The organism is Saccharothrix algeriensis (genome assembly GCF_016907655.1).
Classification (GTDB): Bacteria; Actinomycetota; Actinomycetes; order Mycobacteriales; family Pseudonocardiaceae; genus Actinosynnema; species Actinosynnema algeriense.
The window spans coordinates 1,820,106-1,832,628 of record NZ_JAFBCL010000001.1; the positions used below are offsets into that span (position 1 = coordinate 1,820,106).

At 76.4% G+C, this 12,523-nt stretch carries 10 protein-coding genes; 4 read left to right on the forward strand and 6 right to left on the reverse strand.

Annotation, left to right across the window (positions count from 1 at the left end; translation table 11 throughout):
- Positions 1 to 94: 94 nt before the first annotated feature.
- Complete coding sequence (locus JOE68_RS07960; protein ID WP_204841683.1) at positions 95 to 4,714, forward strand: ATP-dependent helicase; 4,620 nt, start codon at positions 95 to 97, stop codon at positions 4,712 to 4,714.
- 228 nt (positions 4,715 to 4,942) lie between these two features.
- On the opposite strand, the gene JOE68_RS07965 is transcribed toward JOE68_RS07960, so the two are convergent.
- Positions 4,943 to 5,653: a VOC family protein gene (locus JOE68_RS07965; RefSeq protein WP_204841684.1), complete on the reverse strand. Its 711-nt coding sequence runs from the start codon at positions 5,651 to 5,653 to the stop codon at positions 4,943 to 4,945.
- A gap of 24 nt (positions 5,654 to 5,677) precedes the next feature.
- On the opposite strand from JOE68_RS07965, the gene JOE68_RS07970 reads away from it, so the two are divergent.
- Complete coding sequence (locus JOE68_RS07970) at positions 5,678 to 7,264, forward strand: alkaline phosphatase D family protein (protein ID WP_204841685.1); 1,587 nt, start codon at positions 5,678 to 5,680, stop codon at positions 7,262 to 7,264.
- 16 nt (positions 7,265 to 7,280) lie between these two features.
- On the opposite strand, the gene JOE68_RS07975 is transcribed toward JOE68_RS07970, so the two are convergent.
- The 3 genes from JOE68_RS07975 to JOE68_RS07985 are packed head-to-tail and all read right to left on the reverse strand — an operon-like array spanning position 7,281 to position 8,772.
- The gene (locus JOE68_RS07975; protein WP_307819573.1) at positions 7,281 to 7,769 is read right to left on the reverse strand and encodes an ATP-binding protein; all 489 of its coding nucleotides are present in this window, start codon (positions 7,767 to 7,769) and stop codon (positions 7,281 to 7,283) included.
- A 56-nt stretch (positions 7,770 to 7,825) separates the two neighbouring features.
- On the reverse strand, positions 7,826 to 8,587 hold the full coding sequence (locus JOE68_RS07980; RefSeq protein ID WP_204841686.1) for a maleylpyruvate isomerase family mycothiol-dependent enzyme: 762 nt from the start codon (positions 8,585 to 8,587) through the stop codon (positions 7,826 to 7,828).
- Positions 8,584 to 8,772, reverse strand: a complete 189-nt coding sequence (locus JOE68_RS07985) for a hypothetical protein (RefSeq protein ID WP_204841687.1) — start codon at positions 8,770 to 8,772, stop codon at positions 8,584 to 8,586. Before JOE68_RS07985 ends, JOE68_RS07980 begins: the two co-directional genes overlap by 4 nt.
- Positions 8,773 to 8,953: 181 nt before the next feature.
- Here JOE68_RS07985 and JOE68_RS07990 point away from each other — a divergent pair, with 181 nt between their 5' ends.
- Both JOE68_RS07990 and JOE68_RS07995 read left to right on the forward strand, forming a co-directional pair.
- A complete protein-coding gene (locus JOE68_RS07990) occupies positions 8,954 to 9,454 on the forward strand; it encodes a YbaK/EbsC family protein (RefSeq protein ID WP_204841688.1) in 501 nt (166 codons plus the stop codon).
- Positions 9,451 to 10,011, forward strand: a complete 561-nt coding sequence (locus tag JOE68_RS07995) for a GNAT family N-acetyltransferase (protein WP_204841689.1) — start codon at positions 9,451 to 9,453, stop codon at positions 10,009 to 10,011. Before JOE68_RS07990 ends, JOE68_RS07995 begins: the two co-directional genes overlap by 4 nt.
- Before the next feature lie 49 nt (positions 10,012 to 10,060).
- Here JOE68_RS07995 and JOE68_RS08000 read toward each other — a convergent pair whose 3' ends face one another.
- Entirely contained in the window at positions 10,061 to 10,684 is a 624-nt protein-coding gene (locus JOE68_RS08000; RefSeq protein ID WP_204841690.1) for a CHAP domain-containing protein, read from the reverse strand.
- Positions 10,685 to 10,785: 101 nt separating this feature from the next.
- Positions 10,786 to 12,465 carry a DUF885 domain-containing protein gene (locus JOE68_RS08005; protein ID WP_204841691.1) on the reverse strand — a complete coding sequence of 560 codons (1,680 nt, stop codon included), beginning with the start codon at positions 12,463 to 12,465 and terminating at the stop codon, positions 10,786 to 10,788.
- Positions 12,466 to 12,523 lie beyond the last annotated feature (58 nt).

The following is a 12,523-nucleotide window of genomic DNA, read 5'->3' on the forward strand; positions in this document are numbered from 1 at the left end:
AAATCGGGCGTGAACTGCCGACTACCAGGCGGCCGAGCCGCCGCGACGGAGTCGCGGCAATCCAACACGGAGTCGCAGCCATCACTATGGGGGCATGGACGCGCTGACCGACTTCTCCCCCGCGACCCGGCAGTGGTTCGCCGGGGCCTTCGCCGCGCCCACCGCGGCCCAAGCGGGCGCGTGGGCCGCCGCGGCGGCGGGTGAGCACGCCCTGGTGATCGCGCCCACCGGGTCGGGCAAGACGCTGGCCGCGTTCCTGTGGGCGTTGGACCGGCTGGCCTCGACGCCCCCGCCCGAGGACCCGAAGCGCCGCTGCCGCGTGCTCTACGTCTCACCGCTGAAGGCCCTGGCGGTGGACGTGGAGCGCAACCTCCGCGCGCCGCTGGCGGGCATCCGGCAGGCCGCGCACCGGCTGTCGCTGCCCGAGCCGGAGATCACGGTCGGGATGCGCACCGGCGACACCCCGGCCGAGGAGCGGCGCGCCTTCGCCCGCCGGCCACCGGACGTGCTGGTCACCACCCCGGAGTCGCTGTTCCTGATCCTCACGTCGTCGGCGCGCGAGTCGCTGCGCGGCGTGGAGACGGTGATCGTCGACGAGGTGCACGCGGTCGCGGGGGCCAAGCGCGGCGCGCACCTCGCGCTGTCCCTCGAACGGCTGGACGCGCTGCTGGCGGAGCCGGCCCAGCGGATCGGGCTGTCGGCGACGGTGCGGCCGGTGGAGGAGGTCGGCTCGTTCCTGGCGGGCGGGCGGCCGGTGCGGGTGGTGCAGCCGGCGACCGCGAAGACCATCGAGGTGCGGGTCGAGGTGCCGGTGGAGGACCTGTCCCAGCTGGGCGAGCCGACCGGGGAGGTGTCGGGACCGGCGTCCGGCGCGGAGCGGCGGACGTCGATCTGGCCGGCGGTGGAGCAGCGGGTGCTGGAGCTGGTCCGGCAGCACCGGTCCACGATCGTGTTCGCCAACTCGCGGCGGCTGGCCGAGCGGCTCACCGCGCGGCTCAACGAGCTCGCCGAGGAGGAGGGCGCCGGAGAAGGGGGCGCCGGCGGGGGGACGGCCGCGGCGCGGGGAACGGCGGTGGAGCGCTTCCCGGCGGAGGCGGTCGGCCAGTCCGGGGTGACCGCGCAGCGCTCGGCGGCGGTCGCCCGCGCCCACCACGGCTCGATGTCGCGCGAGCAGCGCAGCGCGGTGGAGGAGGAGCTGAAGTCGGGTCGGCTGCCGTGCGTGGTGGCCACGTCCTCGCTGGAGCTGGGCATCGACATGGGCGCGGTCGACCTGGTGGTGCAGGTGGAGGCGCCGCCGACGGTGGCCTCCGGGCTCCAGCGCGTCGGCCGGGCGGGGCACCAGGTGGGCGCGGTGTCGCGCGGGGTGGTGTTCCCCAAGTTCCGGGGCGACCTGGTGTCGTGCGCGGTGGTGGCGGAGCGGATGCGGGACGGCGCGATCGAGGCCGTGCGGTACCCGCGCAACCCGCTGGACGTGCTGGCGCAGCACGTCGTGGCGATGGTGGCGATGGAGCCGTGGCCGGTGGAGGCGCTGGCCGGGCTGGTGCGCCGCGCCGCGCCGTTCGCCGCGCTGCCGGAGTCGGCGCTGCTGGCGGTGCTGGACATGTTGTCGGGCCGGTACCCGAGCGAGGAGTTCGGCGAGCTGCGGCCCCGGATCACCTGGGACCGGGTCAACGGCGAGCTGCGCGGCCGGCCGGGGTCGCAGCGGCTGGCGGTGACCTCCGGCGGCACGATCCCCGACCGCGGCCTGTTCGCGGTGATGACGCCGCCCTCCGAGCGCGGCCCCGGCTCGCGGGTGGGCGAGCTGGACGAGGAGATGGTCTACGAGTCGCGGGTGGGCGACACGTTCCTGCTGGGCACCTCGTCGTGGCGGGTGGAGGACATCACGCACGACCGGGTGATCGTGGTGCCCGCGCCCGGCCGGCCGGCGCGGATGCCGTTCTGGAAGGGCGACGCGCAGGGCCGCCCGCTGGAGCTGGGCCGCGCGCTGGGCCGGTTCCTGCGCGAGGTGTCCACGATGGGCCCGGCCGAGGCGGCGGAGCGGGCCGCGAGCGCCGGGCTGGACGCGTGGGCGACGTCGAACCTGCTGGCGTACCTGGCCGAGCAGCGGGAGGCGACCCGGCACGTGCCCACCGACCGGACGGTCCTGGTGGAGCGGTTCCGGGACGAGCTGGGCGACTGGCGGCTGGTGGTGCACTCGCCGTTCGGCGCGCAGGTGAACGCGCCGTGGGCGCTGGCGATCGCGGCCCGGCTGCGGGAGCGGCGCGGCGTCGAGGTGCAGGTGGCGCACTCCGACGACGGCGTCGTGGTGCGGCTGCCGGACGCGGTGGACGCGGACGGCGCGCAGGTCGTGGTGGGCGCGGAGGACGTGCTGCTCGACCCGGAGGAGGTCGAGCAGGTCGTCGTCGCCGAGGTGAGCGGGTCGGCGCTGTTCGCGGCCCGGTTCCGGGAGTGCGCGGCCCGGTCCCTGCTGCTGCCCCGGCGCGACCCGAAGCGCCGCACGCCGCTGTGGCAGCAGCGGCAGCGGGCGGCGCAGCTGCTGTCCGTGGCGGCGAAGTACGAGAGCTTCCCGGTGGTCCTGGAGGCGATGCGGGAGGTCCTCCAGGACGTGTACGACGTGCCCGGCCTGCGCGAGCTGATGGCGGACGTGCGCGCCCGCCGGGTGCGGGTCGTGGAGGTGGAGACCCCGGCGCCGTCGCCGTTCGCGCGCAGCCTGCTGTTCGGGTACGTCGGGATGTTCCTCTACGAGGCGGACGCGCCGCTGGCGGAGCGGCGGGCGGCGGCGCTGTCGCTGGACTCGGCGCTGCTGGCGGAGCTGCTCGGGTCGGAGGCGATCCGGGAGCTGCTCGACCCGGAGGTGGTGGCGGAGGTCGAGCGCACCCTCCAGCGCCTGGCGCCGGACCGGCACGCGCGCGACGCCGAGGGCGCGGCCGACCTGCTGCGGTTCCTCGGGGACCTGTCCGAGGCGGAGGCGCTGGAGCGCGGTGTCCGGCCGGAGTGGCTGGCCGACCTGGTGGCGCAGCGGCGGGCGCTGCGGGTGCGGGTCGCGGGCGAGGACCGGGTGATCGCGATCGAGGACGCGGGCCGGGTGCGCGACGCGCTGGGCGTCGCGCTGCCGGTGGGCGTGCCGGAGGTGTTCACCGAGCCGGTGGCCGACCCGCTGGGCGACCTGCTGTCCCGGTACGCGCGGACGCACGGGCCGTTCGCGGCCGGCGAGGCGGCGGAGCGGTTCGGGCTGGGCGTCGCGGTCGTGACGGGGGTGCTGGAGCGCCTGGCGGGCGCCGGGCGGCTGGTGCGCGGCGAGCTGCGGCCCCTGGCGGCGCACCCGCACCCGCACCGGGCGGGCGGGCACACCGAGTACTGCGACGCCGACGTGCTGCGGCGGCTGCGGCGGGCGTCGCTGGCGCGGCTGCGCGCCGAGGTGGAGCCGGTCGAGCCGGCGGCGCTGGGCCGGTTCCTGCCGAGCTGGCACGGCGTGGGCCGCCGGTTGCGCGGCGCGCCCACCGCGGACGACGTGTACTCGGTGGTGGAGCAGCTGGCGGGGGCGCCGCTGCCCGCGAGCGCCGTGGAGTCGCTGGTGCTGCCCGCCCGGCTGCCCGGCTACCGCCCGGCGCTGCTGGACGAGCTGACCGCGGCCGGCGAGGTGACGTGGACCGGGTGCGGCGCGCTGGCGGGCGGTGACGGCTGGATCGCGCTGGCGCCGGCGGACGTGGCGGACCTGCTGCTGCCCGACCTGGTGCCGGAGGCGATGCCGGACTCGGCGCTGCACACCGCGGTGGTGGCGGCGCTGGGCGGCGGGGCGCTGTTCTTCCGGCAGGTGGTGGACCGGGTGTCGGCGCAGGGCCCGGCGACCGACGCCGAGGTGGTGGGCGCGCTGTGGGACCTGGTGTGGGCGGGTGTCGTCACGAACGACACGCTGTCGCCGCTGCGGGCGCTGGTCTCCGGCGGCGGGGCCGCGCACAAACCGCGCCCCACCGCGCCCCGCGGCCGGTACGCGCGAATGCGGACGGGCCGGCCGGACCTGCCCGGCCGCACCGGCCCGCCGACGGCGGCCGGCCGCTGGTCGCTGGCGGTGGCGCCGGCGGTGGACCCGACCCGGCGCGCGCACGCCCGCGCGGAGGCGTTCCTGGAGCGGCACGGGGTGCTCACCAGGGGCGCGCTGGACACCGAGCGGGTGACCGGCGGGTTCAGCGGCGTGTACCGGGTGCTGCGGGCGATGGAGGAGTCCGGCCAGGTCGTGCGCGGCTACGTGGTGGAGGGGCTGGGCGCGGCGCAGTTCGCGGCGCGCGGGGCGGTGGACCGGCTGCGCGCGCTGTCCCGCCCGCCCGGCCAGGACCGCGACGGCGCGCCGGAGGCCGTGGTGCTGGCCGCCGCCGACCCGGCGCAGCCGTACGGGGCGGCCCTGCCCTGGCCCGAGCCGGTCGGCGGGGGGAAGCACCGGCCGGGGCGCAAGTCCGGGGCGCTGGCGGTGCTGGTCGACGGCGTGGCGGCGTTGTACGTGGAGCGCGGCGGGCGTTCGCTGCTGTCGTTCAGCGAGGAGGAGGACGTCCTGCGCGCCGCCGCCGAGGCCCTGGGCCGCGCGGTGCGCGACGGGTGGCTGGGCCGGCTCTCCGTGCAGCGGGCGGACGGGGAGGTGGCGCTGGGCTCGCGGCTGGCGGGCGTCCTCCAGGAGGCGGGTTTCCGCGCCACGCCGAAGGGGTTGCGCCTGCGGGCCTGACTCGCCGACGAACGCCCGGGACCACAGTGGACACTCGTCGGCCGTCTCGGCGCTCGTCGTTCGCCGGCGGGGGTTCCGGCGGGGAGCCCTCCGACCGGGCGCGGGGCCCGGAGCCGCCACCTCACGTGGTGCTCGCCGAACGGCGATCCCCGCGCCGCCGACGGGGCAGTCCACTGTGGACCGACGAGGGCCGGCGCGCGGGGCCCGGCACGTGCGGCGGGCGCCGGTTCAGCGCGGGGTCGTGACGCAGAACTCGTTGCCCTCCGGGTCCGCCAGCACCGCCCACGCCACGGCGCCCTGGCCCACGTCCGCCCGCACGGCCCCCTGCGCCTCCAGGCGCGCCACCTCGGTGGGCAGGTCGCCGTCCGGGGGCGGCGCGAGGTCCAGGTGCACCCGGTTCTTGACCACCTTCGGCTCGTCGACCCGGACGAACTCCAGCCGGAGACCCGCCGCCCGGCCCAGCGCCGCGAACCCCCGGTCCGCGCGGACCACCGGCCGCCCCGTCGCCTGCGACCAGAACGCCGCCAGCGCCGGCGGGTCCGCCGCGTCGACCACCACCGCCGCCACCGGGTCGTCGCCCGGGTACTCGTCGCGGGGCTCCAGGACGCAGAACTCGTTGCCCTCCGGGTCCGCCAGCACCTCCCACGGCACCGCCCCCTGGCCGAGGTCGACCGGTCGCGCGCCCAGCTCCCGCGCCCGCGCCACCACGGCCGCCTGGTGCCGCGGCGACGTCGAGGCCAGGTCCAGGTGCAGGCGGTTCTTGGCGGTCTTCGGGTCGCGCACCGGCACGAACGCCAGCGCCACCCCCAGTCCCAGCCCGACGTCCACGCCGTCGGCGCCCTCGGCGATGACCGGCCGGTCCAGCAGCCGCGCCCAGAACCGGCCCAGCCGGACCGGGTCGGCGGCGTCCACGACCACCTCGCGCAACCTGGTTGCCATGCAACGAAGGTAACGTCTGCACCCATGGCGGACTTGGTGCTCGGACCGGTGCTGAGGCACGTCGACCCCACCTCGGCCACGGTCTGGGTCGAGACGGACACGGCCTGTGAGGTGGAGGTCGCGGGTCACCGCGCGTCGACGTTCCGCGTGGGCGACCAGCACTTCGCGCTGTTGGTCGTGGAGGGGCTGGAACCCGGCACCACCACGCCGTACGACGTGCGGCTGGACGGCCGGGTGGCCTGGCCGGAGCCGGGGTCCTCGTTCCCGGAGCCGCGGATCCGCACCGGGCCGGTCCGGCGGCTGGTGTTCGGCTCCTGCCGGGCCGCCAAGGAGGGCGGGCCGGACCAGCGCGCGGCGGACAAGCGGGGTTCCGACGCGCTGGACGCGTTCGCGCTGCGCATGAAGGACTGGCCCGAGGAGCGGTGGCCCGACGCGCTGCTGCTGCTCGGCGACCAGGTCTACGCGGACGAGCCGACGGAGCGGGTCAAGCGGTGGCTGGCCGAGCGCAGGCCCGAGCCGGAGGGCGAGGTGGTGTCCTTCCGCGAGTACGCCGAGCTGTACCACGAGTCGTGGGCGGACCCGGAGATCCGCTGGCTGATGTCCGTCCTGCCGACGTCGATGATCTTCGACGACCACGACATCCGGGACGACTGGAACACCTCGCGGGCGTGGCGGGCGCAGATGGCGGAGAAGCCGTGGTGGCGCAAGCGCATCCGGGCCGGGCTCGCGTCGTACTGGGTGTACCAGCACCTGGGCAACCTCGCGCCCGAGGACCTGGCGCAGGACGAGCTCTACGGGCAGGTGCTGGCCGCCGGGGGCGACGTGCAGGGGCTGCTGGAGGACTTCGCCGAGCGGGCCGACCAGGAGGCGGACGGCCGCAAGCCGACCCGGTGGAGCTACCGGCGCGACTTCGGCCGGGTGCGGCTGCTGGTCGTGGACACCCGCAGCGGGCGCATCCTGGACGGCCCGGAGCGGCTGATGGTCGGCGACGAGGAGTTCGACTGGATCGAGCGCAACGCCGAGGGCGACGTCGACCACCTGCTGATCGGGTCGTCGCTGCCGTGGCTGATGCCGCACGCCCTGAGCCACCTGCAGTCCATCGTCGAGCGCGGCGCCGAGCGCCCGGGGCGGCGCGGCCGGCTGGCCGAGCAGGTGCGCCAGGTGGGCGACCTGGAGCACTGGCCGGCGTTCCGGGCGTCGTTCGAGCGCCTGGCCCGCTTCCTCCACCGCGTCGGCTCGGGCCCGGCCGCGCCGGGCACGATCTGCGTGCTCTCCGGTGACGTGCACCACAGCTACGCGGCCCGCGCCGACTTCGCCGACCCGACCGCGTCGCGGGTGCTGCAACTGGTCTGCTCGCCGGTGCACAACGACCCGCCGTGGATCTTCCGGCCGGTGTTCCGCCTGTCCTGGTCCCGGCCGCTGGCCCGGCTGCTGCGCCGCTGGGCCGACCGCGCGGGCGTGCCCGCCGACCCGGTCTCGTGGACCAAGATCAGCGGACCGCACTTCGGCAACTCGGTGGCGGTGCTGGAGATCGCCGGTCGCGAGGCCCGCTACCGCCTGGAGACCGCCGGGCCCGACGGCCTGGCGCACAGCGCCGACCTGACGCTGTAGCGGGGCCGGCCGCCGCTCACCGCGCGGCCCCGCCGGGCCGGGCCAGCTCCTCCAGCTGCCGGACGACCTGCTCGACCGGGGCGCGGGCGTCGATCTCGGCGGTCGCGGTGGCGCGCAGCAGCGGCTCCACGGCGGCGAGGTCGCCCAGGATCGCGGCCCGCTCCCCCGGCCGCTTGCCGTACGGGTTGTCGGTGCGCGCCGCGACGCGGGCGAGCAGCACCTCGGCGGGCGCGCTCAGCAGGACGACGTGGTCGAACAGCGGGTAGAACCGGCCCTGGTTGCTCTTGCAGCCGGCGACGAAGAGGCTGCCGCCGCGGTGGCCGGTCAGCAGGTCGGTCACGGCCTGCTCGCGCCACACCCAGTCCGGTGACCCGTCGTCCAGGGTGACCCAGTGGCTCCACCGGTCGGTGTCCGTGTCGACCACGCGGTGCCCGCGCGCCCCCAGGGCGCGCAGGGCGGTCGACTTGCCGGTGCCCGACATCCCGGTGATCAGGACCTTCCGCACGCGATCAGGCTATGCGGTCCGCCCCGGCCCCCGGGCGGGCGGACCGCCGCGGCGGGTCACTTCGTCGCCAGCCGCAGGAGCGCCCACAGCTGGGCGATGGCGTCGTGGTCGCCGTTGGTCTCCACGTCGCGGTCCGGGATGCGGCCCCACAGCCAGCGGTACACGCGCATCGGCGAGCCCGTGACGTCGGCGTCGGCGGACTCCGCCTCCGCCGGCGACGCCCGCCACACCGCCGAGGGCTCCGGACCGGTGCGGACGAGCCACACCCTGCGGGCGGTGCGGATCGCCACCGTGGCGTCCCGGGCGCCGCGCACGCCCAGCACGTCGAGCCGGTGGCCGAGCCACAGCGACAGCACCTCGTCCGCGCCGTCCTCCGCGATGTCGTCGGGCACCGGGTCCAGCGGCAGGCCGGCCGCCGACTGCACGTCCATCCGGTGCACGGTCGCCTCGTGCGCGAGCCGCCGGGCCCAGAAGCCGCACGTGCGGTCGGCCGGCCACCACGTCTCGCACGGGTCGTCGGCCGCGCGCTCGGACAGCGCGTCGACCAGCGGCCCGACGCCCTCCCGCAGGTAGTCCGGCAGCGCCTGCCCGTGCGCCGGGTCCTGCTGCCAGGTGGCGGGTCGCCGCCCCGAGCGCAGCCACCGCTCGACCATCCGGCACGTGCTGCCCACGTGGCGGACGGTCTCGCCCAGGTTCAGCCCCGGGCACGCGGGCACCTGGCGCTCCGGGCGCTGCCCCTCCGCCGACGCCGCCAGCAGCTCGGCCTCCGCCGCCGCGGTCCCCACCAGCCGGTCGTAGTCGACCAGTGCCCTGCTCACGCCCCGCCCTCGTGGGTGATCCCGTCGACCGGTTCGGCAGACCGCGCCGCCCGGCGCGCCGGGTCGTCGGCGCCCCGCGGGTCCGCGTGCCGGGCGGCGCCCGCCCGCACCGCCGCGCGGGTCGCCGGGCAGGGCGCGGGCAGGGGTGCCCGTCGGGTGCTGGGGAAGTCGGTCGAAGTCGACATCGGCGGCCTCCTCGCGGCGTCGGGACGGCGACGACCGCCGCGGGGAGACGGCGGCACTTGGCGGTGGGGCGCTTCCCCCGCCCCACCGCCAAGGCATAGCTCGAACAAACGTTCGAGCCTGATCAGCGTAACCCGTGAACCCGGCACTCCTCAACCCGGCCGCGCGTGGTCTCATGAACGGGTGAGCGCACTTGACCACCCCGGCATCCGCAAGGTGGCGGCGGCCCTGTCCGAGGCGGGCCACCACGAGGCGGCCGACGGCATCCGCGTGCTGGCCGACGCCGTCCGCACCGCCGCCGAGGCCGCCCGGGCGGTGGGCGTGCCGGTCGGGGCCATCGCCAACAGCCTCGTGTTCGCCGCCGTCCGGGACGGGGTGGCCCGCCCGCTGCTGGTGCTCACCTCCGGCGCGCACCGCGCGGACACCGACCTGCTGGCCGCGCTCGCCGACGTCGACCGGGTCGAGCGGGCGAAGCCGGAGTTCGTGCGGGAGCACACCGGCCAGGTGATCGGCGGCGTCTCGCCGCTCGGGCACCCCGCGCCGATCCGGACCTTCGTGGACGTCGACCTGGCGCAGCACGAGGTGGTGTGGGCCGCCGCCGGGCACCCGCACGCGGTGTTCCCCACCGACTACGCCGGGCTGGTCGACCTGTCCGGCGGCGTCCCGGCGAAGGTCGCGCGATGACCGCCGCGCCCGCCCAGCGGCTGGTGGAGCTGTCCGCCGAGGAGCTGAACGCCCGGCTCGGCGAGGCGCTGGCGCTCTACGTCAGCGCGATGGCCTACCCGCCGGGCACGGCCGAGCAGCGCGCGCCGATGTGGCTGGCGCACGTGCTGCGGGAGGGCTGGCGCTGCGTGGCGGCGCTGGGCGGGGACGACGAGCTGGTCGGCATCGGCTACGGCTACCGCGGCTCGGTGGGCCAGTGGTGGCACGAGCAGGTGCGGCACGGCCTGACCCTGGTCTCCGGGCCGAACGCGGTCGAGGAGTGGATGCAGGACTACTTCGAGCTGACCGAGCTGCACGTGCTGCCGCGCGCGCAGGGCCGGGGCATCGGCGAGGGCCTGCTGCGCAGCCTGCTGGCGGGCGTGCCCACGTCGCGCGTGCTGCTGTCCACGCCGGAGGGCCCGAGCAAGGCGTGGCGGCTGTACCGGCGGCTGGGGTTCGCCGACGTGCTGCGGCACTACCAGTTCACCGGCGACCCGCGGCCGTTCGCCGTGCTCGGCCGCACCCTGCCGCTGGACTGACGGCGACGGGCGGCCGTCCGCGACGACCGCCCGCTGCCCCGCGCCCGCGTCAGAACGGCGACACGAACCCCGAGACCTTCAGGCCCGTGCCCGCGTTCAGCTCCGACAGCTTGCGCCACTTCGTGTAGACGACGCGGTCGCCGACGTTGCCCTCCACGGTCCGCACGTGGGTCGCGTGGCGGCCGGTGCGGTCGTAGGCGACCTCCACCACGACGCCGACGTGCGCCATCATCGACGGGTAGTTGCCGTAGACGATGGCGTCGCCCGTCTCCACGTCCCGGTCCGCCAGCGGCTTCCAGCGACCGTTCTCCCGGCCCCACTTCTGCCAGTAGGTCGCCCAGTGCCCCTGGTCGACGGCGGGCGCGCCGGGCGCGGCCTGCATCGACGGGCGCTGCGGCACGCCGGCCTTCGTCCACGCCCAGTTCACGAACACCCCGCACCACTCGACGGGCCGGCGCACCGCCGGGTCGACCGCCTGGTAGCGCTGCGGGTAGCCGTTGGGGCCGTTCTCCTTCGCCCCGACCTGGCTGAACGCGTGGTCCACGATCTCCTGCCGGACCCGCCACTCGGCCGGGTCGGCGACCTCCTCCTGCGCCTGCGCCGGAACCGCGCCGCACAGCAGCGCGCCGGCCGCGACGACCGCGGCCGCGGACCTCGCGAGACGTCTGGCCATCCCGTCCCCCTCCCCTGAAGTGCCCGTGGCACAGACAACACGAACCCCGGTGACGACGCCGTGAAGGGCGGCCACCGGGGGGTTCGCGGGCAGTCCTCCCGTCACAGCCGCGCGAGGCGCTCCCGCAGCGTGTCCAGGCCCATCGCGCCCATCTCCAGCGCGTCCCGGTGGAAGGTCTTCAGGTCGAACGCCGACCCGTGCCGGGCCTTGGCCTCGTCCCGCGCCGCCAGCCACAGCCGCTCGCCGAGCTTGTACGACGGCGCCTGGCCGGGCCAGCCCAGGTAGCGGTCGATCTCGTCGCGCACGTGCGCCGGGTCGGTGATGGTGCGGGTCAGCATGAACTCCAGGCCCAGCTCCGGCGTCCAGCGCTCGCCCTCGTGGAAGCCGGTCCCCCGGGGGATCTCCAGCTCCAGGTGCATCCCGATGTCGATGATCACGCGGGCCGCGCGGAACAGGTGCGCGTCGAGCATCCCGAGCAGGTCGCCGTCGTCCTCCAGGTAGCCCAGCTCGCGCATCAGCCGCTCGGCGTACAGCGCCCAGCCCTCGCCGTGGCCGGAGACCCAGCACATCATGCGCTGGAAGTCGTTCAGCTTCTCCGCCTGGTAGACGGCGGTGGCGACCTGGAGGTGGTGGCCCGGCACGCCCTCGTGGTAGACGGTCGTGACCTCGCGCCAGGTGGAGAACTCGGTCTTGTCGGCGGGCACCGACCACCACATGCGGCCGGGGCGGGAGAAGTCCGGGGTCGGGCCGGTGTAGTAGGCGCCGACGCCGCCGCCGGGCGGCGCGATGCGGCACTCCAGCCTCATCAGCTCGTCGGGCAACTCGAAGTGCACGCCGCGGACGTCCAGCAGGGCCTTGTCCGACAGCTGCTGCATCCACTCCCGCAGCCCGTCCTGGCCGTGGACCAGGTAGCGCGGGTCGGCGTCCAGCGCGGCGGCGGCCTCGGCCAGCGTCGCGCCCGGCTTGATCCGGTCGGCCACCCGCTTCATCTCGGCCTCGACGCGGGTGAACTCGGCCCAGCCCCACTCGTAGGCTTCGGCCAGGTCCAGCCGCGCGCCGGTGAAGTACCGCGACCACAGCCGGTAGGCGTCCGCGCCGACCGCGTCCTCGCGCGGCGCCTTCGGCGCGAGGTCCGCGCGCAGGAACGCGGCCAGGTCGGCGTAGGCGCCGGCGGCGGCCCGCGCGCCCGCCTCCAGGTCGGCGCGCAGCGCGTCGCCCACCGGCGCGCCCTCGACCAGCGACGCGAAGTAGGACTTGCCACCGGACCGGCCCGACCAGGTGTCGCACTGCTCGGCGACCCGGCTGACCTGCCGCAGCGCGGCCACCCTGCCCCGGTCGGCGGAGTGGGCCAGGCCCGCGCGCAGGTTCGCCACCGCCTCCGGCATCGCCGCGAGCCGCTTGGCGATGGTCGCCCACTGCTCCGGGGTCTCGGTCGGCATCAGGTCGAACACCTCGCGCAGGTTCTGCACGGGGCCCGCGATGACGTTCAGCTCCCCCTCCCACAGGCCCGCCTCGTGGATCTCCACGTCGAGGCCGACGCGCTCCAGGAACACGGACCTGGCGGCGGCCTCGGCGGCGTCGGCGGGCTCCGCGGCGGCGACCTCGGCGAGGGCGCGCGCGGACAGCTCCCGGCGCGCCCGGTGGCCCTCGGGCGAGTAGTCGGTCAGCCGGTCGTCGTGGCCGGGGGTGCCGATGAAGGTGGCCGTCAGGGGGTCGGCGGCCGCGTAGTCGGCGACGAACTGGTTGCTGATGCCGTGCACGCCGGCCGGAGATGGTGACATGAGCCGCACGTTACCGCCGGGTCAGGTCCCTCCAACAGGTATTTAGCCAAGCTCACGA

Coding starts and splice junctions, on each gene's coding strand:
- JOE68_RS07960 (WP_204841683.1), top strand. CDS start 95: ATGGACGCGCTGACCGACTTCTCCCCCGCGACCCGGCAGTGGTTCGCC.
- JOE68_RS07965 (WP_204841684.1), bottom strand. CDS start 5,653: ATGGCAACCAGGTTGCGCGAGGTGGTCGTGGACGCCGCCGACCCGGTC.
- JOE68_RS07970 (WP_204841685.1), top strand. CDS start 5,678: ATGGCGGACTTGGTGCTCGGACCGGTGCTGAGGCACGTCGACCCCACC.
- JOE68_RS07985 (WP_204841687.1), bottom strand. CDS start 8,772: ATGTCGACTTCGACCGACTTCCCCAGCACCCGACGGGCACCCCTGCCC.
- JOE68_RS07995 (WP_204841689.1), top strand. CDS start 9,451: ATGACCGCCGCGCCCGCCCAGCGGCTGGTGGAGCTGTCCGCCGAGGAG.
- JOE68_RS08000 (WP_204841690.1), bottom strand. CDS start 10,684: ATGGCCAGACGTCTCGCGAGGTCCGCGGCCGCGGTCGTCGCGGCCGGC.
- JOE68_RS08005 (WP_204841691.1), bottom strand. CDS start 12,465: ATGTCACCATCTCCGGCCGGCGTGCACGGCATCAGCAACCAGTTCGTC.